A 21,298-nucleotide genomic window follows, 5' to 3' on the forward strand; every position below is an offset into this window, starting at 1 on the left:
GCCGCTCAGCCTAGTGGCGGGGTGCTCGGAAGGTGGCCCGTGTAGGTGACGCCGCCCGCCGCCACCCGGCAGCCGGTCAGGTGGCCGCCGGCCGCGCCCAGTTCCCGCAGGTAGGCCAGCTCTCCGGCATGGTCGGCGGCGGCCGGGAACTCGCGCCGGTGGGCGGTGAACGCGCGGCCGCGCAACGCGGCGCGGGCGGTGCGGCCCTCGGCGAGCCGGCCGGCCAGCTTCCCGGGATCGCCGGCCCGCAGCGCCTCGGCCAGCTCGTCGAGGTAGGCCCGGACCGCGTCCAGCTCGGCCAGCACCCGCTCCCGGTTGCCGAGCAGCATGTTCGCGGTCCGCTCGGGCGGGCCGCCGGCCACCCGGGTGCCGTCGGAGAAGCTGCCGGCGGCGAGCGCGAGCACCGCGTCGCGCAGCGCCGAGCGCTGCACCGTGCCGGCCAGCGCGCCGGCGAGCAGGTGGGGCAGGTGGGAGGCGAGCGCGGCGGCGCTGTCGTGCTCCGGGGCGGACATCGGCACCACCCGGGCGTGGAAGACGTCGATGAGCAGCGCGGCGAGCCGCCGGAACGCGGGCATCCCGGTCGGCCCGGGGCAGAGCACCCACGCGGCCCCGTCGAGCAGAGCCGGGCTGGCCGCGTCGAGGCCGGCCCGGTCGGCGCCGGCCATCGGATGGCCGGGCACGAACCGGTGCCCGAGCCCCTGGGTGGCGGCCGCGGTGGCCACCTCGGCCTTGGTGCTGCCCACGTCGGTGAGCACGCACCGGTCGTCGGTGGCGGCGGCCACCCGGGCCAGGGTCCCGGGCAGGGTGGGCAACGGGCCGCAGAGGAACACCACGTCCCGGCCGCCGACCGCCTCCTCGACCGTGTCCGGTGCGGCGACACCCTGCTCCCGGACCCGCCGCCGGGTCGCCGGATCAAGGTCCCAGCCGGCCACGTCGAGCCCGGCGTCGCGGAGCCGAAGCAGCACCGAGCCCCCGATCAGGCCGGTGCCGACCACCGCCGCGCGTGCCTGCCCGCCGGCCCCGCCCACCATCGGCCCACCTCGGCGTCGCGTCGTCCGGAGCCGGCCCGGCCCCGCTGGAAGTCCCGCCGAGGATACCGTCCGCGGCTCAGCCCCGGCTCTCCGTCACCTTCCGCTGCCACTTGCGGAACGCCCGGACCGGGTTGCCGGAGTATGCCCAGGGCAGCTCGGTGACCTGGTCGCCGATCACCCCGAACTGCTCGGCCGCCGCCGCGTGGTCGCCGCTGCGGGCGAACGCCATGGCGAAGGTGTTGTGCGGGGTCGGCCAGCCGGCGTACCGCCCATGCTGCGGGTGGCGCACCGACTGGTCCGCCGCGGCGCGCAACTCGGCGCGCACGTCGGCCTGCTGGAGGTACCGGTCGTCCTCGCCGGACCGCAGCTTCAGCCAGATCTCCAGGTGCGCGGACGCCACCAGGTGGGCCAGGCCGCTGGCCGCCGGCGCCTTGGCCGCCGCGCTCCGGGCGAAGTCGAACATCTCCTCGTCGCTGCCGAACCACTTGGCGCAGCGGTACTGGAGCATCTGTGCGTGGGCCAGCCGGTGCCAGGGATGCCGGTCCACCACCGCGGCGAAGCGCCGGGCCGCCTCCTCCCGGTCCACCTGGCGGCCCCGGGCCGAGGTGACCAGGAAGGCCCGCCCGGTGGTGTCGTCCGGATCCCGGCTGGCGACCTCGTCCAGCAGGTTCTCGGCGAAGGTCAGCCGCCGGTGGAACTCGCGGAACTGCTCCTCCCGCGTCCGGGAGGCGGAGGCGGAGCCGCGGGCCTCCCATGCCCAGTGCACGGCGTGGGTGCCCCGCACCAGCAGCGGCAGGGTCGAGCGGGGCTCGGCCTCGGCCCACTCGCCGATCCATTCCTGCACCCCGGGCACCCGGCCGGCTGCGTACATGAAGAAGGCCAGGTCATCAGGGTCGGTGACGGTGACCAGCACGTCCCGGGCGGTCCGCCAGTCACGGTCCCGCAGCGCCGCGCACAGGGCGCGGGCGGCCGGATCGCCCATCGCCGGGTCCACCGCCGGGCCCGACTCGTCCTGCCCCGCCCTACGCCGGAACGGCCACATGTCCTGCTCCTCCCCCGTGCACGTCGCCGAAGATCGTAGGGCTGAGATCGATGCGAACGGAAGGGGGTTGTCCGAGTCGGACTCACGTCGTACGGTCCCCCGGCGGCCCGACCGGACGGGCCGGTCTCAACGGGGAAAGGAAACACATGTCCGCCACGTACCGGGCGCTCGCCTCGGTGGTCATGTTGATCGGCTTCTACGTCGTCGCGCTGCTCCAGCTCGCCGCCGTGGCCGCGCTCGGCGTCTGGCTGTTCGGCCACACGAGCGGCCTGGTCACCGGCAAGCTGCTGCTCCCGCTGGTCGTCGCCCTCGGCGCGGTCGGGGTCGGGCTGTGGAAGGCGATCCGCACGAAGAACGAGCCGGCGCCCGGCCTGATCCTGGACGAGCGGGCGGCGCCGTCGCTCTGGGCCACGGTACGGGAGCTGGCCACCGCGGTCGGCACGCGCGCGCCCGACGAGATCCGCCTGGTGCCCGAGGTGAACGCGGCGGTCGGCGAGCAGAGCCGACTGCTCGGCCTGATCGGCGGCCGGCGGACCCTCTACGTCGGACTGCCGCTGCTCCAGGCCATGCGGATCGACCAGCTCCGCTCGGTGTTGGCGCACGAGCTGGGCCACTACTCCGGCCGGCACACCCGGCTGGGCGGCGTCGCCTACCGGGGACGGCTGGCCATCGAGGAGACCGTCGAGCGGATCAGCCCCCGCAACCCGGTCGGCTGGGTCTTCAAGGGCTACGCGAAGCTCTACCTGATGGTCGACAACGCCGCCTCACGCCGACAGGAGCTGGAGGCGGACCGGTCGTCGGTGGCGCTCGCCGGCACCGAGGCGGCCACCTCGGCACTGCGTACGCTGCCGGCGCTCGACGCCGCGTGGGGCTTCTACATGCGCCGCTACGTCGAGCCGGGCTGGTCCGCCGGCCTCGCCCCGGACGACCTCTTCGGCGGGTTCGCCCTGCTGCTCCAGGCCCGCCGCGAGGAGATCGAGGAGCTGCGGGAGAACGCGCCGGAGCGCGAGACGTCCCGCTGGGACACCCACCCCCCGATCGGCGTACGCGTCGCCGCGATGACCGCCACGCCCGGCGCGGTGGTGGCGCCGGACAACCGGCCGGCCTGGACCCTGCTGGCCGACGTGGCCGGCGCCGGGCGGCAGCTCCAGGGCCTGGTGGTCGAGCACGGCTCGCGGCAGCTGCTGCCCTGGGCGGAGTTCGTCGCCGAGTCGGTGGCCGCCTCGGTGCAGCGGCAGGCGGACGGCATCTACCGGGCGGCGGGCAGGTTCACCGGCACCCCCGCCCCGGGCCTGCCGACCCTGCTGGACCTGGTCCGCGCCGGCCGGCTCGGCGAGTTCGCCGAGCAGTTCTTCAGCGGCGCCACCCGCAAGGAGGCCGCCGCCGCCTTCGCCGGGCCGATGGAGACCCTGCTGGACAACGCGGCGGTCCGCTCCGGGCGGGCCCGCTGGCAGCTCTCCTGGTCGGGCCCGGCCCGGCTGGTGGGCCCGGCGGGCGAGCCACTGGACCTGGCCGGCATCGCCAAGCTGGCGGTCGCCCCGGAGACCCTGGACGAGGCGCTGACCCGCCTCGCCGAGCTGGGGGTCGATGCCGCCCACGCCACCGTGGTGCAGGCCCGGGCCTCGGCCCGCGACGCCGACCTGATCGGCGGGCTCGCCAACATCAAGATCGACGGCCGGGAGCACGACGTGCTCGTGCTCGACAACGGCCTGGTCCTCATCCCCGACCCGGGCAAGTCCAGCGAGGGCGAGAAGCGGCTCACGGCGCTCGTCGGCGCGGTGCAGGTCGCCGACCTGGCCGCCCGGCACCCGTACCTGCCGTACGAGGAGATCACCTCGGTCGAGGTGAAGCGCGAGGTGCCGCTGAAGGCCACCCTCACCCTCTTCGACGGCCGGACCGTGTCGGTGCAGGAGCTGATGGCCAGCGAGTTCCTGGAGAAGCACAGCCGGGACACCCTGCTGCGGGTGTTCCGGCGGATCAACGACTGACGTGCTCGCGGCGGCCGACCCTTCGGGGCCGGCCGCCGCGAGCACGACGGTCAGGGCTGGGCGAGCCGGCCGGCGACCACGTCGACGTGCGCGTCCGACTCGGTCAGCGCCACCCGGACGTGCCGGGCGCCGGCCGGGCCGTAGAAGACACCGGCGGCGACCAGGATGCCCCGGCGGGCCAGCCAGTCGACGGTGTCCCAGCAGTCCTCGTCCCGGGTCATCCAGAGGTAGAGCCCCGCCTCGGAGTGCTCGACGGTGAAGCCGGCGCCGGTGAACGCGGCGTAGAGCTTCTCCCGCCGGACCCGGTAGCGCTCCCGCTGCGCGTCGGCGTGCGCCTGGTCGCCCAGCGCGGCCACCATGGCCGCCTGCACCGGGGCGGGCACGATCATGCCGGCGTGCTTACGAATCTTGAGCAGCTCGGCCACCAGCGCCGGGTCACCGGCCACGAAGCCGGCCCGGTAGCCGGCCAGGTTGGAGCGCTTGGAGAGCGAGTGCACCGCCAGCACACCCTCGTACGACCCGCCGCAGACCTCGGGCGAGAGGACCGAGACGGGCTCGGCGTCCCAGCCCAGCGGCAGGTAGCACTCGTCGCTGGCGACCACCGCGCCGCGCTCCCGCGCCCAGTCGACCACCTTGCGCAGGTGGCCGGCGGGCAGCACCCGCCCGGTCGGGTTGCCGGGCGAGTTCACCCACACCAGCCGGACCCGCGGGTCGGGGCCGAGGGCGGTCAGCGAGTCGGTGCGCACCGTGGTGGCGCCGGCCAACCGGGCCCCGTCCTCGTACGTCGGGTAGGCGATGGACGGCACCACGACCACGTCACCGGGACCGATGCCGAGCAGCGTGGGCAGCCAGGCGACCAGTTCCTTCGAGCCGATCGTGGGCAGCACCCCGAGCCCGTCGACGCCCGCCCCGCAGGCGCGGGCCACCCAGGCCGCGATGGCGGCCCGCAGCGCGGGGGTGCCCGCGGTCAGCGGGTAGCCCGGGGCGTCCGACGCGTCGGCCAGCGCCTGCCGGATCAGCGCCGGCACCGGGTCGACCGGCGTGCCCATCGAGAGGTTGATCAGACCGTCCGGGTGCGCCGCGGCCGTCGAGGCCGCGGCGTCCAGGGTGTCCCAGGTGAACTCGGGCAGCCGTGACGAGACCGGCGCGGGGCGGTTCAGTGGCCCTCTTCGCGCGGCGGCTGCGCGGCCACGAAGGTCGCGTCCTTCTCCACCTTGCCGATCTTGGAGGCGCCGCCCGGCGAGCCCAGGTCCTCGAAGAACTCGTAGTTCGCCCCGGTGTAGTCCTTCCACTGCTCCGGTACGTCGTCCTCGTAGAAGATCGCTTCGACCGGGCAGACCGGCTCACAGGCACCACAGTCGACGCACTCGTCGGGGTGGATGTAGAGCATCCGATTGCCCTCGTAGATGCAGTCGACCGGGCACTCCTCGATGCATGCCTTGTCGAGCACATCCACGCACGGCTCGGCGATGATGTAGGTCACCGGTCTTCTCCTCCGCAAGACTCGTCGCGATCATCCGCGACGGTAAGAGCCTAGTATCTCGCCGGGGAGGGGGTCGATCGTGCTCCGACAGCAGGACGTGGGACACCGGATCGTGGTCCGGCGGATTGTGGGGATTCGCGAAGGCCGGCCGCTCTTCTCGGACGCGCTCGGCGAGCTGGTCGAACTGAGCGAGACCCACATCACGCTCGCCACCGACCGGGGTCGGCTGCGGGTCCCGGTGGACGAGGTGCACCGCGCGAAGCGGGTGCCGCCGGCCCGGCGGCCGACGGCCGCCGCCGTGGTCGCCCTGGAACTGGCCGCCGACGAGGCGTGGCCCGCCCCGGTACGCGGCCGGCTCGGCGACTGGCTGCTACGCGGCGCCGAGGGCTGGACCGGCCGGGCGAACAGCGCGCTGCCGATCGGCGACCCGGACCGCCCGCTGCCCGCCGCGCTCGACGCCGTGCAGCGCTGGTACGCCGAGCGCGGCCAGCCCGCCATGGTCAACACCCCGCTGCCGCTGGCCGCGCCGGTCGGCGCCGAGCTGGACGCGCGCGGCTGGACCGCCCGGCCGCCGGTGCTGGTGCAGACCGCGCCGCTCACCGCGCTGCTGCCGGGACGCCCCGACCCGCCCCCGGTCGGTCTCTCGCCGGCGCCCTCGGCGGAGTGGCTGGCCGTGGCCGCCGGACGCAAGGGCGGGCTGCCGGACGCGGCCCGGCACGTGCTCACCGCCGTGGACCGGATCCGCTTCGCCCACCTGCACGTCGACGGGCGGCTGCTCGCGGTGGGCCGGGGCACGGTCACCGGCGAGGGACGCTGGCTCGGCCTCACGCTCATCGAGGTGCTGCCGGAGGCCCGCCGGCGTGGGTTCGCCGGCGCGGTCATCCGGGCGCTGGCCGACTGGGGCCGGGCGGAGGGCGCCGCGCACGCCTTCCTTCAGGTGGAGCAGCGCAACGCCCCCGCGGTGGCCCTCTACCAGCGGCTCGGCTTCACCACCCACCACACCTACCTGACCCGGGTCGCCCCGGACTGATCGAAGGGTTCCGGCAGGTCGTCCGGGTACGGAGAGACCCGTACCCGGTGAGGAATGACCTGCTCGATGGCCAAGCAGAACACGGCGCGGCGCGGAAGCGGCGCGACGAAGAACGAGCCCGGCAACCAGACGCCGGACACCCCCGACGTCAACGAGAGCGAGATCGCCCGCCTGAAGGTCGACCAGCTCCGCGACCGCCTCCGCCGGCGCGGCGTCACCGGCACGGCGGACATGCGCAAGCCCGAACTGGTCGACGCGCTCATCCAGGCCCTGCGCGAGGGCCGGAAGACCACCCGGTCGCGAGGCGGCACCGGCTCCCGTGGCGGCTCCGGCTCAGCCCCGCGCCGCACGGCTGGTGAGCAGCCCGGCAACTGGACGCCGGACACCCCCGACATCAACGAAAGCGAGATCGCCCGCCTGAAGGTCGACCAACTCCGCGACCGGCTCCGCCGGCGCGCGTCACCGGCACGGCGGACATGCGCAAGCCCGAACTGGTCGACGCGCTCATCCGGGCCCTGCGCGAGGGCACGGAGCGCTCCGGCCCCGGCCACGAGCGTGGTCGGTCCGCCGGCTCGCGATCGGCAACCCGCCGGCAGCCCGCGACGGCGGAACCGACGGAGCTGGCGGAACTGGAACGACGGGCCGCGGACCTGGCCGACGTCGCGACGCAGGCCCCGGAGGTTGAGGAGGTCGAGCGCCGGGCGGCGGAGCTGGAGGCGCCGGGTACGGAGGCGACCGAGTTGCCTGCCCTGCCGGCGGCGCCGGCCCGACCGGACGGGGACACGGGCGCGACGGCCCCCGCGCTCCCGGCCGCTTCGACGCCGGCGCCGGGGGCCGGGGCGGACGGCGGGACCGTCCCGCGGCAGCGGTCCGGCGCCCACGTCGGTGTCCGGGGCGCCGGCGGCCCGCAGCCCGTCCGGGTCGCCGACGAATCCCGCTCGGGCAAGACGCTGACCATTGACAGGGCGGACCGGGTGGTGGCCGCCATGGTGCCGCCGCAGGTGGACACCGTGGACGAGGTGGTCACCCCGGAGGGCACCATGATCACCGGAGGCGCCGGTTCGGCCGCCGAGTCGGTCGACACGCCGCCCCTGCCCGCCACCGGGCGGCCCCGCTCTCCGGCCGGCCGGGACTGAGCGCGAAGGGCCGCGCCCACCGCGAGCGGGGCCGGTCCCGCCCGGGCGCCGTTCCCCGAGGGGCGGCGCCCCGGCGGGATCACCCGCCCCCGGCACGCCGTGGGGTCGCGAGCCGCCTCAGCGGCGGACGATCTTTCGGGGCTTCGCCGCCTTCAGCTCGGCGTAGCGCTTGAGCTGGCGGGAGCGGTGGTCACGGCCCAGCGCGGTGAGGATCAGGTAGCCGACCAGCACGCCGGCCACGGTGGCCGCCAGGTAGAGCCAGATCTGGGCGAAGAAGAGGCCGGCGCCCCCGTCGAACGGGTTCTCGCCGACCAGCAGCGGGCCCACGAAGACGGTCAGCGCCAGCGCCGCGACCACCGCGGCGGCCAGGTCGCCGGTCCAGTGGGCGGCCGGCCGGTCCGCGCCCCAGCGGAACGCCGTGCCGGCCAGGATCAGCCCGATGACCAGGAACATCACCAGCGAGACCCGGCCCGCCGCGGTGTCGTCGTCCGGGTAGGCGAACCTGATGACCAACCGGGCCGCCACGTTGACCACGAACAGCGCGGCCACCAGCACGCCGACCGCACGCCACCGCTGGAACATCGCACGCCTCCCGCCGTACCGCCCGCCCCCGACGGGTGGGCTCCTGGCAGGAATATCTACCACCGCAACCTGTGCGGCGTCTGCACCCTCAGCGGACGGCCGGCGGCACCACGAGCTGCCGGAAGCCCAGCACCGCGAAGGTGATCGCGCCGGCCACGATCAGCCCGAGCCCGAGCACGTTGTCGCCGCTGAGCGCGAGATCGCCCTCGACCGTGCGGAAGCCGCCCGCGACGATCACCACGAACCAGGGCAGGGCGGCCAGCGCCGCCGCCCAGCGGGTGCCGACCGCCCGGTGGGCGAACCCGCTCACCAGCACCGTCAGCACCACCACCGCGGCGATCCCGCCCAGCGCGAGCGCGGTGCCGACCAGGGCCTTGCCGGCACCGCCGGGACGGCCCTTGACCACCTCCCAGGCCCACGTGGCGTAGAGCAGGTCGAGCACCGCCGCGAGCACGCCGGCCCAGACCGCCACGACCCCGCCGGCGACGCGCAGCGCGAGGTCGACCGCCCGGCCCGACGGCTCGGGCGGCGCGGCGGGCTCCTGCTCGGGGGCGACCGACATGGGTACGGCGGGCAGCGTCACCGGAGGCCGGCCGCCGCCGGGACCGGGGACCGGTCCGGCCGGTCCGGCGCCAACCCGGCGAACAGGTCGTCCTCCCAGCCGTACGGGCCGCTGCCCGGCCCCTTCTCGCCGACCGCGAGGGTGAAGTATTCGACCCCCATGAACTCGGCGCCGAAGTTGCCGGCGATCGAGTAGAGCCAGGAGGTGGCCGGGATCTGGGTGGCGTGCGCCCGCATGGCCGCCTCCTTGGCGGCGTGCTGGTCGGTGGCGTCGATGCGCGCGGCGATCCCCTCGTCGGGGGTGCCGAAGGGCAGCTCGTCGATGCTGTCGATGCCGGCGAAGGGATTGTCCGACGACTCGGTGAACGCGTCCAGGCCGGCCTCCAGCACGCCGCGGGGCATCGCCGTCCAGTAGACCTTCGCCGGGGCGATCCCCTCGGCGGCGGCGAGTTCCACGCCGCGCATCGCGACCCGGTGCGCCTGGATGTGGTCGGGGTGGCCGTAGAAGCCGTTCGGGTCGTACGTGATCATCACCTGCGGGCGGACCTCGCGGATGACCTTCAGCAGGTGCCCGGCGGCCTCGTCGAGGTCGGCCTGCCAGAACGCGCGGGGGTGCTCGTTGGTGGCCAGCCCCATCATCCCGGAGTCGCGGTAACGGCCCGCGCCGCCGAGGAAGCGGTGGTCGGTGACGCCGAGCGCGGCGCAGGCGGCCGCCAACTCCCCGATCCGGTAGCCGCCGAGCTGGTCGGCCGCGGCCGCGGCGAGCTGGGCCAGCGCCGGCACGTGGATCTCGCCCTCCTCGCCCAGCGTGCAGGTCACCAGGGTGACGTGGGCACCGGTGGCGGCGTAGTGCGCCATCGTCGCGCCGGTGCCGATGGACTCGTCGTCGGGGTGCGCGTGGACCAGCAGCAGGCGTCGGTCGGGCAGCGTCGTCACGCCCGTCACTCTAACCGGCGGTCCTTCCCGCCCGAGGCTTACGCGTCCGCCCAGGTCGGCCACATCACGCCCGGCCCACGCCTACTCTCTACAGGCGTGGACTTTCCCGAGCTGGCCGCCCGCACCCGTCGGTTCAGCCACGGGGCGCCGCGCTCCGTCTCCGTCGCCGACGACGGGTCCCGGGTCGTCTTCCTGCGCTCGTCGGGGCCGGAGGACCCGGCGGACGCGCTCTGGCTGCTCGACGTCGCCTCCGGCGAGGAGCACCTCGTCGCCGACCCGGCGGTGCTGCTCGGCGCGGACGGTGAACCGGCCGCTTTGGCGCCGGGCGAGCGGGCGCTGCGCGAGCGGCTGCGGCTCAGCGCCGCCGGCATCGGCTCGTACGCCCTGGACGGCGCCGGCCGGGTGGCCGCGTTCGCGCTGGCCGGCCGCCTGTTCCGGGCCGACCTGGTGCACGGCGACGTGGTCGAGGTGGCCGCCGTCGGTCCGGTGATCGACCCGCGTCCCGACCCGACCGGCGAACGGCTGGCCTACGTGACCGACGCCGGCGAGGGGGTACGCCGGGGCCAGCTGCGCGTGGTCGAACCGGACGGCACGGACAACCTGCTCGCCGGCGAGGACAGCGGGGTGACCTGGGGGCTGGCCGAGCACATCGCGGCGGAGGAGTTCAGCCGGTTCCGTGGCTACTGGTGGTCCCCGGACGGGCGCTCCGTGCTCGCCGCGCGGGTGGACGAGTCCCGGCTGGACCGCTGGTACCTCCACGACCCGTCCGACCCGGCGAGCCCGCCGACGTCCGTCGCGTACCCCCGGGCGGGTGGGCCGAACGCGGAGGTCAGCCTGCACCTGCTCGACCTCGACGGCGGCTGGGTCGACGTGCACTGGGACCGGGAGACCTACCCGTACCTCACCTCGGTGGACTGGGCCGACGGCGGCCCGCTGATCACCGTGCTGCGCCGGTCGCAGCAGCACGGGCTGGTGCTGGCGGTGGACCCGCGCACCGGGGAGACGCAGGTGCACGCGGAGCTGGCCGACCCGCGCTGGGTGGAGCCCATCCCGGGCACCCCGGCGCACCTGCCCGACGGGCGGGTGCTGGTCGGCGGCGAGCTGGCCCACGACGGGTACGACGCCCGCTGCCTGTTCGCCGACGGCACCCTGCTCACCCCGCCGTCGCTCTACGTGCGGCGCGTGGTGGGCCGGCTGCCGGCCGGCCCGAACTCGGCGGCGGACCTGCTGGTCGAGGCGAGCGAGGGCGAACCGAGCCAGCGTCACCTCTACCGGGTGCGCACGGCGATCGGTGGTGGGGTGGACGCCCGCCGGATGGGCAGCGACCCCGGCTGGCACACCGCCGCGATCGGCGGCAGCACGCTGGCCGTGGGGGTGGCCTCACTGGAACACCCGGGCACCCGCTGGCGGGTGTGGCACGGCGACCGCGAAGTGGGTGAGCTCGCCTCGCGCGCCGCGACCCCGCCGTACGCGCCGCGGCCGACGCTGGTCCGGGTGACCGACCGGCGGCTGCCGAGCGCGGTGCTCTACCCCGGTGAGCACGTGAAGGGCACGAAGCTGCCCGTGCTGCTGGACGTCTACGGCGGCCCGGGCCACCAGGAGGTGATCGCCGCGCGGGGGGCCTGGCTGGAACGGCAGTGGTGGGCCGAGCAGGGCTTCGCCGTGGTGACCATCGACAACCGGGGCACCCCCGGCATCGCCCCCTCGTTCGAGAAGGCGATCCACCGGCGGGTGGCCGACGTGATCCTGACCGACCAGGTGGACGCGCTGACGGCGCTCGCCGGCAAGCACCCGGACCTGGACCTGGAGCGGGTGGCGGTGCGCGGCTGGTCGTTCGGCGGCTGGCTGGCCGGGTTGGCGGTGCTGCGCCACCCGGAGCTGTTCCGGTGCGCGATCGTCGGCGCGCCGGTCACCGACTGGACGCTGTACGACACCGCGTACACCGAGCGCTATCTGGGGATGCCCGACGACGGGATGGACGTCTACGCCCACCACTCGCTGGTCGAGCTGGCCGCCGAGCCGGTCGGCGACCCGGCGCAGGCCCGGCCGATACTGCTGGTGCACGGCCTGGTGGACGACAACGTGCTGGCCGCGCACACGCTGCGGCTCTCGGCGGCGCTGCTGGCCGCCGGCCGGCCGCACGCCGTGCTGCCGCTCACCGGCGCCACCCACATGGCCTCCGGCGGGGTGGCTGAGCGCCTGCTCCGGCTGGAGCTGGACTTCCTCCGCCGCCACATGTGAGGAAGGGCCCCTTCTCCACGCCTCGCGTGGAGAAGGGGCCCTTCCTTGGCGGGGTTACTGCTTCACGTAGGCGTTCACGAAGCTGGGCCAGCCGAAGATGCTGCCGATGAAGAGGCCGCCGGCCTTCTCGCCGTGCGCGACGGAGACGACCTCGTTGTACAGCGGCACCGCCGGCGCCGACTCCTTCATGAGCTTCTCGTCCAGCTTGCTCCACTCCTCGGCCTGCTTGGCCGGGTCGAGCGCGAGCACCCGGTCGAACTCGGCGTTGAGGGCGTCGTTGTTCAGCTGCGAGGTGTTGCTGTTGCCCTCGGCCTTGATGTTGCGGCCGTCGAAGAGCACCGGCAGGATCGAGGCCCCGCTGGGCCAGTCCGCGGCCCACGAGTCGACCCAGATGTCCCACGGGTTGCTCTTCTTCTTCACGAAGTCGAGGTAACCGTCCTCGGGGATCGGCTTGATGGTGACGGTGAAGCCGGCCTTCTCCAGGGCGGTCTTGACCTGGGTGGCGGTCTCCTGCGAGGGGGTGTCGTCGGAGGTGCCGAGCACCAGGTTCACCGGCTTGCCGGCGAGCAGCTCCTTGGCCTTCTCCGGGTTGCCGCTCTCCCCGGCCGGGTACGCGTCGAACTGCTTGTAGCCGAGCGTGGTGGGCGGGAGCAGCGTGGTCAGCGGCACGGCGCCGTACGGGCCGCCGAGGTTCTTGGTGATGCTGCTGCGGTCGATCGCGTAGTTGATCGCCTGCCGCACGGACAGGTCGGTGACCCGCGTCGTGTTGATGCTCAGCCGGTAGGCGTTCGGCGTGGCGGCGACGATCATCCGCTCCTTGAGCTTGGCGTCGCCGGTGACCTTCGCGATCAGCTCCGACGGCACACCGCCGGTCGCCACCGCGGCGGCGTCGTTGCCGGTGCCGGCGAGCACCCGGTTGGTCTGGGTGGCGTTGTCCGCGCCGAGGGTCCAGACGAACTTGTCCGGGTACGCGTGCCGCACCGGGTCGGTCGCCGGGTCCCAGTTCTCGTTGCGCTCCAGCACCATCTCCACGCCGGGCGTGTGCTTGGTGAACTTGTAGGGCCCGGACGAGAACGGCTGGTTGTCCAGGTTGACGCCGGTGTCCTTGTCCGCCGGCAGCGGCGCGGTGGCGGGCAGCGACACGGCGAACGGCAGGTCACAGCGCGGCTTGTTGAACTCGAAGCGCAGCGTCTGCGCGTCCGGGGTGCTCAGGCCCGGCGGCAGCGAGGTCTTGTTGGCCTTGAAGTTCCACTTGGTGTCGTACTGCGGGCTGTCGACCAGCCACTCCTGCAGGTAGGTCGGGCCACCGGTCAGGTCGGGGTCGAACGAGCGGGCGATGCCGTACGCGATCTCCTTGGAGGTGATCGGCCGGCCGTCCTCGAACTTGACGCCCTGCTTGATCTTGAATTCCCAGACCTTGCAGTCGTTGTTGACGTTCTTGCCGGGGGTCTCGGCCAGGTCGCCGACCAGGGTCACGTTGCCCTTGCCGTCGTCCTTGAAGGTGGTGAGGAAGCGGGCGTAGAGCTGGCTCCCCATCAGGCCGGCGAACGAGTAGACCCGCTGCGGGTCGAGGTGGGAGATCTTGTTCTCGCGCAGGATGTAGAAGGTCCCGCCCTTGGCCGCGCCGGGCACCTCCGCCGCCGGGCCGAGCGAGTCCTTGGGGTCGGTAGCGATGGCGCCGCTGCGCGGCTTGTTGGTGTCCACGCTGTCGGCGTTGTCGCCGGTGTTCTTGCTGCATGCACTGAGTGCGACCACCAGTGCCATCGCACCGCCCATGGCGGTGGCGAGTCTTGCTCGCATACTTACTCCTCCGGGTCCGATGAAGGAAAGCTTCGCTTAGCTTTCATCCGCGGTAAATTTCGAGCAGATAACGAATCGACGGCGACACGCGGACTCAGCCGAGGCGCACCCGCGGATCGATGAACGCGTAGAGCAGGTCGACCACGATGTTCGCGACGACCACGAAGAGCGCCGAGACCAGCACGGTGGCCATGATGGTCGGCAGGTCGCCCTGGCGGACCGCCTCCACGGCGGTACGCCCCAGCCCGTGGATGCCGAAGGTCGTCTCGGTGATGACCGTGCCGCCGAGCGCCGCACCCACGTCCAGACCGGCGATCGTCACGATCGGGGTGATCGCCGCCCGCAGCGCGTGTCGTCCGTAGACCTTCCGCTTCGCCACACCCTTGGCCCGGGCGGTCCGGACGAAGTCCTCGGAGAGCGTCTCCAGCATCTGCGCCCGGGACAGCCGGGCGTAGATCGCGGAGAAGAGCAGGGCCAGGGTCACCCAGGCCAGCACCAGCCCGCGCGCCCACTCCACCGGGTTGTCGAGGAAGGGCACGTACCGCGGCGTCGGCAGGATCTTCAACGAGTACACGAAGATCAGCAACAGCACGGCGCCGACGAAGTAGAGCTGCAACGAGGCGAAGGTCAGCGTGAGCCCGATCGAGACGCGGTCGAGCAGCGAGCCCCGCCGCAGCGCCGATATCATGCCGAGCCCCACCCCGAGGGCGAGCCAGAGCACCGCCGCGGGGAACACGATGTTCAAGGTCACCGGCAGCACCCGGGCGAAGGTGTCCTTGACCGCCTCGCTGTTGACGTACGAGTAGCCGAGGCAGGGCGCCTCGCACTTGCCGCCCTGGGCGCTGCCCAGGTCGCGGCCGACGAAGATGCCCTTCATGTAGTTGGCGTACTGCGTCGGCTTCGGGTCGTTGAGCCCCAGCTCCGTCCGCACCCGCTCCAGGCGCTCGGCGTTGCAGTTCTTCGGGCACATGCCGGTCACCGGGTCGCGGGGCAGCGCGAAGAACATGAGGAAACTGACGATGCTCACCGCGAGCAGCACCGAGACCGCCAGCAGCAGCCGCTTCAGCAGGAACCGCACCATGGCGCCGAACCCCTTACCGTGACGACTTCGGATCGAGCGCGTCGCGCAGCGCGTCGCCGAAGAGGTTGAACGCCAGCACGAGCGCGAAGATGGTGATGCCCGGGAAGAAGACGTACGCCGGGTCGGTCTGCAGGTAGTCGATGCTGCGGTAGATCATCCGGCCGAAGCTCGGCACCGACTCGGGCAGCCCGACGCCGAGGAAGGACAGCGCCGCCTCACCGGTGACGTACGACGGCACGGCGAGCGAGAACGCGACCAGGATCGGCGCCCAGATGTTCGGCAGCAGCTGCCGGAAGAGCATGTGACCCAGCCCGGCGCCACTGGCCCGGGCCGCCTCGACGAACTCCCGTTCGCGCAGCGACACCACCTGCCCGCGGACGAGTCGGGCCGTGCCGGTCCAACCGAACGCGGCGAACACCACGATCAACGTGGTCACCGCGAACCAGGTGGGCACCGCGTCCCGGGGGCCGTAGAACCGCAGCGAGAACGTCGGGACCACGGCCAGCGCGAAGATGAGGAACGGCATGGCCAGGGCGACGTCGGTGACCCACATGATCACCGAGTCGACCACGCCGCCCAGGTAACCGGCGACGATGCCCAGCACCACGCCGATCGTCGTGGTGACGACCGCGGCGCCCAGCGCGATCAGCAGCGAGGTGCGGATGCCGTAGATCATCCGGATGAAGATGTCCCGGCCCAGGCCGGGTTCCAGTCCGAACCAGTGGTCGCCGCTGACCCCGCCCACGTAGCCGAGCGGCATGCCGGTGGAGTCCAGCAGGTCACCGAACTGCTGGCTCGGCGACATGCCGTAGAGCCGCTGGAGCAGCGGCGCCGCGATTGCCGCCACGATGAACACGACCAGCACGATGCCGCTGATCAGGGCCGTATGGTCGCGGCGCAGCCGACTCCAGACCAGTTGGCCGGGCGAGCGCCCGACGAGCCCCTTCTCCTCGGGACCCTCACCGCTGGACTCGATCTCGGCAAGCGCGACGCCCTCGACCGGGGACAGGCTCATTTCGACACCTCCTCGGCGGTCGCGGCGGCCGGTCCGGCGCCCTGGCTGATCGTTCCCGTCTCGGGGAAGTGGCAGGCCGTGGCCTGCCTGCCGCCGTCCCGGGGAACCAGCGCGGGTTCCTCGGTGGCGCACCGCTCCTGCGCCTTCCAGCAGCGGGTGCGGAAGCGGCAGCCCGACGGCGGGTTGAGCGGGGTGGGGACGTCGCCGGTGAGCCGGATCCGCCCGGCCGGCCCGAGCGTCGTGACGTCGGGGATGGCCGACAGCAGGGCCCGGGTGTAGGGGTGCTGCGGGCGTTGGTAGATGTCGTCGCGGTCGCCGATCTCGACGATCTTGCCGAGGTACATGACGGCGACGCGGTGGCAGAAGTGCCGGATGACGGCGAGGTCGTGGGCGATGAAGACGAAGGCCAGGTCGAGGTCGCGTTGCAGGTCGCGCAGCAGGTTGATGACCTGGGCCTGGATCGAGACGTCCAGCGCGGAGACGGGTTCGTCGGCGACGATGAGCTTCGGGCGCAGCGCCAGGGCGCGGGCGATGCCGATGCGTTGCCGCTGCCCGCCGGAGAACTCGTGCGGGTAGCGGTTGTAGTGCTCCGGGTTCAACCCGACCAGTTCCAGCAGTTCCTGGACGCGCTTCCGGGTGCCGCCGGGCGGGTTGATGCCGTTGACCTGCAACGGCATGGCCACGATCCGCCCGACGGTGTGCCGGGGGTTCAGCGAGGCGTAGGGGTCCTGGAAGATGATCTGCAGGTCCTGCCGCAGCGGCCGCAACGCGCCGCGGCGGGCGTGGGTGATGTCCCGCCCCGCGAACTCGATGGTGCCGGCGGTGGGCTCCAGCAGCCGCACCAGCATCCGCCCGGTGGTCGTCTTCCCGCACCCGGACTCCCCGACCAGGCCCAGGGTCTCCCCCGGCCGCACGTCGAAGTCGAGGCCGTCGACCGCCCGGACGGCACCCTTGGCGCGGAAGCCCTCCCGCACCGGGAAGTGCTTGGTCAGCCCCCGCACGCGCAGCAGCGGCTCGGTCTCGGTGCTCATCGGGCCACTCCCACCTGGGCGATGTCCTGCTGGTAGAGCCGGGTGCGCTCCTCGGCCGGCAGGTGGCAGGCGACCAGATGGCCCGCCTCCCCGGCCGCCCGAAGCTCGGGCACCTCGGTGCGGGAGCGGTCGCCGTTGCGGTCGGCGTAGCGGCAGCGCGGATGGAACGCGCACCCCGACGGCAGGTTGATCAACGACGGCGGGTTGCCCTTGATCGGCACCAGGTCCGCGTCCGCGTCGCCGTGCAGCGACGGCACGCTCGACAACAACCCCCAGGTGTAGGGATGCTGCGGCCGCCGCAACACCTGCTCCACGCTGCCGTGCTCGACGGCCCGGCCCCCGTACATGACGAGGACGTCGTCCGCCACCTGGCTGACCACGCCCAGGTCGTGGGTGATCAGGATGATCGCCGACCGGAACTCCTCCTGGAGGTCGCTGAGCAGGTCCAGGATCTGCGCCTGCACCGTCACGTCCAGGGCGGTGGTCGGCTCGTCGGCGATCAGCAGGTCCGGGTCGTTGACCAGGGCCATCGCGATCATCGCCCGTTGCCGCATGCCCCCGGAGAACTCGTGCGGGTACTGGTCGAACCGCTTCTCCGGCTGCGGGATGCCGACCCGGCCCAGCATGTCCACGGCCCGGTTGCGGGCCTCCCGCTTCCCGGCCCTCGGATGGTGCACCCGGTACGCCTCGGCGATCTGCTTGCCGACCGTGTAGTAGGGGTGCAGCGCCGACAGCGGATCCTGGAAGATCATGGCCATGTCCCGGCCCCGGAGCCGCCGCACCTCCTCCTCCGGCAGCCCGACCAGCTGACGACCACCCACCGAGATCTCTCCGGTGATGGTGGCCCGCTTCGCGTTGTGCAGGCCGAGGACCGCCAGCGACGTGACGCTCTTCCCCGAGCCCGACTCGCCCACGATGCCCAGCGTGCGACCGCGCTCGACGGCGAACGAGACCCCGTCGACGGCCTTCACCACGCCGTCCTCGGTGTCGAACCGCACCCGCAGGTCCCGGACCTGCAGATATGGGCCCTCGCCGGTGCGCTGCTCCGGCACCTCGGGGCGGTCCGGCTCCCCGGACGGCACCGACTCCGACCTGTCCATGACCGCCTCCCTCAGTGACGAAGAGAACCTACAACAAACTTCTGGAGGCGAAAATAAGCTACAAACGGCGGCCTGTCAGCGGCCTGAGCGTAACGACTAGGTTTCCGACCTGAACAGTCCTCACCTGGACATTCATGGTTGCGACTGAGCATCGTCGCCTCGTCCTCGGCGAGGTGCTGGAGCTGACCGATCCCGTCCGGGCGACGATCCATCCCGGGGAGCTGCTCGGCTGACGGATGTCGGTGCGCTCGCCTAGGGTCGGGCGCATGACCGGATTCGACGCGGCCACCGCCGCCGTCCAGGCCGCCCTCGACGCGGGAGCCCGGTACGCCGACGCCCGGGTGATGCACCGCCGCTACGAGTCGATGTCGGCCCGCAACGGCGACATCGAGGAGCTGACCCAGGACGAGAGCATCGGGCTCGGCGTCCGCGCACTGGTCGGGTCGAGTTGGGGCTTCCACGCCGTACCCGAGCTGTCCGACGCCGCCGCCCGCGACGCCGGCCGGCGCGCCGCGGCGATCGCCACCGCGAGCGCGCGGGTCCCGGGCCCGCCGATCGACCTGGTCCCGGTGGCGGCGACGGTGGCGAGCTGGTCCTCGGCCTGCGAGGTCGACCCGCTCGGCGTGCCGCTCTCCGACAAGGGCGACCTGCTGGCCCGCGCCACCGCGACGATGCGGGAGCACGGCGCCGACCTGGCCGAGGGGCTCTACCAGATCTGGGACACCGCCAAATGGTTCGTCTCCAGCGAGGGGCACCGCATCGACCAGCGCATCCGCGAGTGCGGCGGCGGCATCTCGGCCACCTCGATCGGCGACGGCGAGACCCAGCGCCGCTCCTATCCGAGCTACCGCGGCCAGTACGGCACCACCGGGTGGGAGCTGGTCACCTCGCTCGACCTGGCCGCGCACGCCGCCCGGATCGCCGAGGAGTCCCGCGAGCTGCTCACCGCCCCCGAGTGCCCGTCCGGCGAAACCGACCTGATCCTCGGCGGCGAGCAGCTCGCCCTCCAGATCCACGAGTCGGTCGGGCACGCCATCGAGCTGGACCGGATCCTCGGCTGGGAGGCCGCGTTCGCCGGCACGTCCTGGCTGGACCTGAGCCGGCTCGGCGCGCTGCAGTACGGCTCCGAGCTGATGAACGTCACCATCGACCCGACCATCCCCGGCGCGTTGGGCAGCTTCGGCTTCGACGACGAGGGCTCCCCGGCGGTCAAGCGGGACGCGGTCCGCGAGGGGCGCTGGGTGGGGGTGCTCGCCGGCCGGGACTCGGCCGCCGTCGCGGGCCTGGACCACGGCGGCAGCGTACGGGCGGACGGCTGGGCGCGGCTGCCGATGGTGCGGATGACCAATGTGGGCCTGGAGCCGGGCCCGCACACGCTCGACGAGATCATCGCGGCCACCGACGACGGAGTGCTCATGGACCTCAACCGCTCCTGGTCCATCGACGACAAGCGGCTCAACTTCCAGTTCGGCTGCGAGGTCGGCTGGGAGGTGAAGAAGGGCCGCCGGGGGCGGATGCTGCGCAACCCCACCTACACGGGGATCGGGCCGGTCTTCTGGCGGTCGATGGACATGCTCTCGTCGGAGATCGTGCCGTGGGGCACGCCGAACTGCGGCAAGGGGCAGCCGGGCCAGACCGGGCACACCGGCCACCCGGCCGCCCCGGCCCGCTTCCGCAACGTCCGGGTGGGGGTGCGGGCATGAGCGAGCTGGACCTCGCCGGCCGGGTGGTGGAGCTGGTCCGGCGGCTGGCCGGGCCGGACGCCCAGGCCGAGGTGGTGGTGACCCGGGCCGACCTGGCGCTGACCCGGTTCGCCAACTCGTTCATCCACCAGAACGTCGCCGAGTCGGGCACCGCGGTCCGGCTGCGGCTGCACGCCGACGGGCGGACGGCGGCGGGCAGCGGCAGCCTGGTCGACCCCGACGGGTTGACCGCGCTGGTCGAGCGGACCCTGGCCGCGACCCGGCTCGCCCCGCCCGACCCGGCCTGGCCGGGGCTCACCCCGCCGGCGCCGGTCCCGTCCGGCGCGCCCGTCGACGAGGCCACCGCGGCGGCCTCACCCGACGAGCGGGCCGCCCGGGTACGCGCCTTCGTGGACGCGGTCGAGGGGCTGGAGGCCGCGGGCTACTGCCGGACGGCCCACCGGTCCGGGGCGTTCGCCAACTCGGCCGGGCAGTCGGCGGTGGGGCGGTCGGTCGAGGCGGCCATGGACGGCATCGCCCGCACCGGCGGCGCCGACGGGGTGGCCCGGCACGCCGCCGACCGCCTGGCCGACCTCGACGGCGGGGCCCTGGGCGCGCGGGCGGCGGCGAAGGCGCGGGCCGCGGCCGACCCGGTCGAGCTGCCCCCGGGGCGCTACGAGGTGGTGCTCGAACCGGCCGCCGTGGCCGACCTCCTGCAGAATCTCGCCTGGTACGGCTTCAACGGCAAGCGGCACGCCGAGCGGCAGTCCTTCGCCGAGCCGGGCACGCCCCAGTTCGACCCGGCGGTGACCCTGGTGGACGATCCGCTGCACGCCTCCGGGCTGCCGTACGACCTGGAGGGCACGCCCCGGCGGGCACTGGCCCTGGTCGAGGCGGGCACCACGGCGGCGGTGGTGCACGACCGGCGCAGCGGCGCCGAGGCGGGCACCGGGTCCACCGGGCACGGGATGGTCGGCGCGTCCACGTTCGGTCCGCTCCCGCGCAACCTCCGCCTGCTGCCGACGGGCGGCCCGGCGGAGGTGGCCGCCGGGCAGCTCAGCGCCGGGGTGACCGGCGCGGTGGCCGACCCGGACACCGCCGCCCTGGTCGCCGGGATGGCGCGGGGCCTGCTGGTCAGCGACTTCTGGTACACGCGGGTGCTCGACCCGAAGCAACTGGTCGTCACCGGGCTGACCCGCAACGGCGTCTGGCTGGTGGAGGACGGGGTGCCCACCCGGGCCGTACGCGACTTCCGGTTCACCGAGTCCTACCCGCGGGCGATGGGCCCGGGCCGGGTGCTCGGCGTGGGCCGCGTGCCGGTCCGCCAGCCGGACCGGATGGACGGCTTCTGGTGGGAGGCCCCGGCGCTGCGGCTGGCGTCCTGGAACTTCACCGGCGGCGCGTCCGGCTGACGGTCCAAGATATTGATCTTGGTGCGGGTCTTTCCAACCTCCCGGACACACGGGACACTGCGTTGCGCGGCCGGGCCGCGAAGATCGGCGTAACGTGTGTCACTTAGCTGCACCGGTTCGCCGGTGCGGCCTGTGCGTGCGCAAGAC

Annotated in this window: 18 protein-coding genes; 6 read left to right on the forward strand and 12 right to left on the reverse strand. The window is 73.6% G+C overall.

The annotated features are described in order from the left end of the window. Window positions 1–5: 5 nt before the first annotated feature. Window positions 6–1,031, reverse strand: a complete 1,026-nt coding sequence (locus tag ACFYPD_RS01825) for a prephenate dehydrogenase (protein ID WP_387107680.1) — start codon at window positions 1,029–1,031, stop codon at window positions 6–8. A gap of 76 nt (window positions 1,032–1,107) precedes the next feature. Next, window positions 1,108–2,073, reverse strand: coding sequence for a DUF4034 domain-containing protein (locus ACFYPD_RS01830; RefSeq protein WP_387107682.1), 966 nt, complete (start codon window positions 2,071–2,073; stop codon window positions 1,108–1,110). Window positions 2,074–2,219: 146 nt separating this feature from the next. Here ACFYPD_RS01830 and ACFYPD_RS01835 point away from each other — a divergent pair, with 146 nt between their 5' ends. Beyond that, the gene (locus ACFYPD_RS01835) at window positions 2,220–4,061 is read left to right on the forward strand and encodes a M48 family metallopeptidase (protein WP_387107685.1); all 1,842 of its coding nucleotides are present in this window, start codon (window positions 2,220–2,222) and stop codon (window positions 4,059–4,061) included. A 50-nt stretch (window positions 4,062–4,111) separates the two neighbouring features. On the opposite strand, the gene dapC is transcribed toward ACFYPD_RS01835, so the two are convergent. Continuing rightward, entirely contained in the window at window positions 4,112–5,221 is a 1,110-nt protein-coding gene (gene dapC, locus ACFYPD_RS01840; RefSeq protein ID WP_387109139.1) for a succinyldiaminopimelate transaminase, read from the reverse strand. Then, the gene (fdxA, locus tag ACFYPD_RS01845; protein WP_157745852.1) at window positions 5,218–5,544 is read right to left on the reverse strand and encodes a ferredoxin; all 327 of its coding nucleotides are present in this window, start codon (window positions 5,542–5,544) and stop codon (window positions 5,218–5,220) included. The genes dapC and fdxA overlap by 4 nt, the downstream gene beginning before the upstream one ends. Window positions 5,545–5,623: 79 nt before the next feature. Between fdxA and ACFYPD_RS01850 the strand changes: the two genes are divergently transcribed. Both ACFYPD_RS01850 and ACFYPD_RS01855 read left to right on the forward strand, forming a co-directional pair. Further along, window positions 5,624–6,574, forward strand: a complete 951-nt coding sequence (locus ACFYPD_RS01850) for a GNAT family N-acetyltransferase (RefSeq protein ID WP_387107687.1) — start codon at window positions 5,624–5,626, stop codon at window positions 6,572–6,574. Between the two features lie 476 nt (window positions 6,575–7,050). Then, the gene (locus ACFYPD_RS01855; protein ID WP_387107690.1) at window positions 7,051–7,710 is read left to right on the forward strand and encodes a hypothetical protein; all 660 of its coding nucleotides are present in this window, start codon (window positions 7,051–7,053) and stop codon (window positions 7,708–7,710) included. A 117-nt stretch (window positions 7,711–7,827) separates the two neighbouring features. Here the strand turns inward: ACFYPD_RS01855 and ACFYPD_RS01860 are convergent, their stop codons facing one another. The 3 genes from ACFYPD_RS01860 to mshB all read right to left on the reverse strand — a co-directional run bounded on the left by ACFYPD_RS01860 (window position 7,828) and on the right by mshB (window position 9,798). Continuing rightward, the gene (locus ACFYPD_RS01860; RefSeq protein ID WP_387107692.1) at window positions 7,828–8,292 is read right to left on the reverse strand and encodes a hypothetical protein; all 465 of its coding nucleotides are present in this window, start codon (window positions 8,290–8,292) and stop codon (window positions 7,828–7,830) included. An 88-nt stretch (window positions 8,293–8,380) separates the two neighbouring features. After that, a complete protein-coding gene (locus ACFYPD_RS01865; RefSeq protein ID WP_387109142.1) occupies window positions 8,381–8,854 on the reverse strand; it encodes a hypothetical protein in 474 nt (157 codons plus the stop codon). Between the two features lie 17 nt (window positions 8,855–8,871). Further along, complete coding sequence (gene mshB, locus ACFYPD_RS01870) at window positions 8,872–9,798, reverse strand: N-acetyl-1-D-myo-inositol-2-amino-2-deoxy-alpha-D-glucopyranoside deacetylase (protein ID WP_387107695.1); 927 nt, start codon at window positions 9,796–9,798, stop codon at window positions 8,872–8,874. Window positions 9,799–9,885: 87 nt separating this feature from the next. Here mshB and ACFYPD_RS01875 point away from each other — a divergent pair, with 87 nt between their 5' ends. Then, window positions 9,886–12,030 carry a prolyl oligopeptidase family serine peptidase gene (locus tag ACFYPD_RS01875; RefSeq protein ID WP_387107697.1) on the forward strand — a complete coding sequence of 715 codons (2,145 nt, stop codon included), beginning with the start codon at window positions 9,886–9,888 and terminating at the stop codon, window positions 12,028–12,030. Between the two features lie 54 nt (window positions 12,031–12,084). On the opposite strand, the gene ACFYPD_RS01880 is transcribed toward ACFYPD_RS01875, so the two are convergent. The 5 genes from ACFYPD_RS01880 to ACFYPD_RS01900 form a co-directional block, all read right to left on the reverse strand. Further along, on the reverse strand, window positions 12,085–13,830 hold the full coding sequence (locus tag ACFYPD_RS01880; RefSeq protein ID WP_387107699.1) for an ABC transporter substrate-binding protein: 1,746 nt from the start codon (window positions 13,828–13,830) through the stop codon (window positions 12,085–12,087). Between the two features lie 94 nt (window positions 13,831–13,924). Then, window positions 13,925–14,911: an ABC transporter permease gene (locus tag ACFYPD_RS01885; protein WP_387107701.1), complete on the reverse strand. Its 987-nt coding sequence runs from the start codon at window positions 14,909–14,911 to the stop codon at window positions 13,925–13,927. 13 nt (window positions 14,912–14,924) lie between these two features. Next, on the reverse strand, window positions 14,925–15,926 hold the full coding sequence (locus ACFYPD_RS01890; protein ID WP_387107702.1) for an ABC transporter permease: 1,002 nt from the start codon (window positions 15,924–15,926) through the stop codon (window positions 14,925–14,927). Beyond that, window positions 15,923–16,957, reverse strand: coding sequence for an ABC transporter ATP-binding protein (locus tag ACFYPD_RS01895; protein WP_387107703.1), 1,035 nt, complete (start codon window positions 16,955–16,957; stop codon window positions 15,923–15,925). The genes ACFYPD_RS01890 and ACFYPD_RS01895 overlap by 4 nt, the downstream gene beginning before the upstream one ends. Beyond that, entirely contained in the window at window positions 16,954–18,057 is a 1,104-nt protein-coding gene (locus ACFYPD_RS01900; RefSeq protein WP_387107706.1) for an ABC transporter ATP-binding protein, read from the reverse strand. The genes ACFYPD_RS01895 and ACFYPD_RS01900 overlap by 4 nt, the downstream gene beginning before the upstream one ends. Before the next feature lie 266 nt (window positions 18,058–18,323). On the opposite strand from ACFYPD_RS01900, the gene ACFYPD_RS01905 reads away from it, so the two are divergent. Both ACFYPD_RS01905 and ACFYPD_RS01910 read left to right on the forward strand, forming a co-directional pair. Continuing rightward, window positions 18,324–19,760, forward strand: coding sequence for a TldD/PmbA family protein (locus ACFYPD_RS01905; RefSeq protein ID WP_387107709.1), 1,437 nt, complete (start codon window positions 18,324–18,326; stop codon window positions 19,758–19,760). Continuing rightward, entirely contained in the window at window positions 19,757–21,151 is a 1,395-nt protein-coding gene (locus ACFYPD_RS01910) for a TldD/PmbA family protein (RefSeq protein WP_387107712.1), read from the forward strand. The genes ACFYPD_RS01905 and ACFYPD_RS01910 overlap by 4 nt, the downstream gene beginning before the upstream one ends. Window positions 21,152–21,298 lie beyond the last annotated feature (147 nt).

It is taken from the genome of Micromonospora sp. NPDC005299, from assembly GCF_042872345.1.
Taxonomy (GTDB): domain Bacteria; phylum Actinomycetota; class Actinomycetes; order Mycobacteriales; family Micromonosporaceae; genus Micromonospora.

Bases quoted from the DNA above. Each gene is read 5' to 3' on its own strand.
- ACFYPD_RS01885 (WP_387107701.1), bottom strand. From the start codon at position 14,911: ATGGTGCGGTTCCTGCTGAAGCGGCTGCTGCTGGCGGTCTCGGTGCTG.
- ACFYPD_RS01910 (WP_387107712.1), top strand. From the start codon at position 19,757: ATGAGCGAGCTGGACCTCGCCGGCCGGGTGGTGGAGCTGGTCCGGCGG.
- ACFYPD_RS01830 (WP_387107682.1), bottom strand. From the start codon at position 2,073: ATGTGGCCGTTCCGGCGTAGGGCGGGGCAGGACGAGTCGGGCCCGGCG.
- ACFYPD_RS01895 (WP_387107703.1), bottom strand. From the start codon at position 16,957: ATGAGCACCGAGACCGAGCCGCTGCTGCGCGTGCGGGGGCTGACCAAG.
- ACFYPD_RS01865 (WP_387109142.1), bottom strand. From the start codon at position 8,854: ATGTCGGTCGCCCCCGAGCAGGAGCCCGCCGCGCCGCCCGAGCCGTCG.
- ACFYPD_RS01880 (WP_387107699.1), bottom strand. From the start codon at position 13,830: ATGCGAGCAAGACTCGCCACCGCCATGGGCGGTGCGATGGCACTGGTG.
- ACFYPD_RS01905 (WP_387107709.1), top strand. From the start codon at position 18,324: ATGACCGGATTCGACGCGGCCACCGCCGCCGTCCAGGCCGCCCTCGAC.
- ACFYPD_RS01860 (WP_387107692.1), bottom strand. From the start codon at position 8,292: ATGTTCCAGCGGTGGCGTGCGGTCGGCGTGCTGGTGGCCGCGCTGTTC.
- ACFYPD_RS01855 (WP_387107690.1), top strand. From the start codon at position 7,051: ATGCGCAAGCCCGAACTGGTCGACGCGCTCATCCGGGCCCTGCGCGAG.
- ACFYPD_RS01890 (WP_387107702.1), bottom strand. From the start codon at position 15,926: ATGAGCCTGTCCCCGGTCGAGGGCGTCGCGCTTGCCGAGATCGAGTCC.
- ACFYPD_RS01825 (WP_387107680.1), bottom strand. From the start codon at position 1,031: ATGGTGGGCGGGGCCGGCGGGCAGGCACGCGCGGCGGTGGTCGGCACC.
- ACFYPD_RS01835 (WP_387107685.1), top strand. From the start codon at position 2,220: ATGTCCGCCACGTACCGGGCGCTCGCCTCGGTGGTCATGTTGATCGGC.
- ACFYPD_RS01900 (WP_387107706.1), bottom strand. From the start codon at position 18,057: ATGGACAGGTCGGAGTCGGTGCCGTCCGGGGAGCCGGACCGCCCCGAG.